The sequence below is a fragment of the Eubacterium sp. AF15-50 genome, from assembly GCF_934835595.1.
Lineage (GTDB): Bacteria > Bacillota > Clostridia > Lachnospirales > Lachnospiraceae > Eubacterium_G > Eubacterium_G segne.
Genome location: NZ_CAKVZL010000146.1, coordinates 1 through 900, shown reverse-complemented (window position 1 = coordinate 900; position 900 = coordinate 1). Strand labels below are relative to the sequence as shown.

General features: G+C 41.6%; 2 protein-coding genes. One reads left to right on the top strand and one right to left on the bottom strand.

The window, feature by feature from the left end; genetic code table 11:
• Positions 1–6: 6 nt before the first annotated feature.
• A complete protein-coding gene (locus Q5O73_RS10690) occupies positions 7–177 on the top strand; it encodes a glycoside hydrolase family 97 C-terminal domain-containing protein (RefSeq protein ID WP_368076767.1) in 171 nt (56 codons plus the stop codon).
• Positions 178–263: 86 nt separating this feature from the next.
• On the opposite strand, the gene Q5O73_RS10490 is transcribed toward Q5O73_RS10690, so the two are convergent.
• Positions 264–900: aldo/keto reductase (locus Q5O73_RS10490; protein WP_302669665.1), on the bottom strand; the 637-nt coding region annotated here is incomplete at its 5' end.

Sequence of the window (900 nt, the reverse complement as noted above, 5' to 3'; positions counted from 1 at the left end):
GATTTTCTGGAACCGGGTAAAAAGTATACCGCTCATTTGTATGAGGATGACGATAAACTGAATACAGGTACCAAAGTGCGTACGGCACATAAGAAGGTGAAAGCCGGAGACAAACTTATATTGAAGTTAAAGGCGAGTGGCGGGGCTGCGTTGCACTTTACTCCGATAGAGAAATGATCTTATAAATAGTATTCAGTTATCATATAAAAATCCCCCCTTCATTCTGCTTCGTAAAAACAAAAGCGATGAAAGGGGGGAATTCTTTATTTTCCGTAATTAATCAGCCATTTTACCATTTCCGGGTCATAATGAGAGAAGAAGAGGGTTTCAGCGTTATCGAGTGAAGCAATGGCAGACATATCTTCCGGTGACAAAGTAAAATCGAAAACATTGAAGTTCTCAGCCATTCGTTCCTTGTGAGTCGATTTAGGAATGACTATGATGTCCCGTTGAATCAGATAGCGTAATGCAACCTGTGCCACTGATTTTCCGTATTCTTTTCCGATTTCTTGGAGAGTGCTGTTCGTGAAGAAGTCATTCCGTCCTTCGGCAAAAGGTCCCCATGACATAATTCTCGTACCATATTCTTTCATTACTTCCTGTAACTTCACTTGCTGGCTGAAGACATGTGTTTCCACCTGATTGACAGCAGGAGTAATCTCACAAAACTCTGCAAGGTCCACGAAGCGGTCCGGATAGAAGTTGCTGACGCCGATAGCGCGAATTTTTCCTGCCTTGTACGCTTCTTCCATTGCGCGGTAAGTGCCATAGTAATCACCGAATGGCTGATGAATAAGCAGTAAGTCTATATAATCACTCTTTAATTTACGAAGTGATTCATCAATAGAAGCTTTAGCTTTTTCGTAACCGGCATTTGAAATCCATACTTTTGTAGTGATG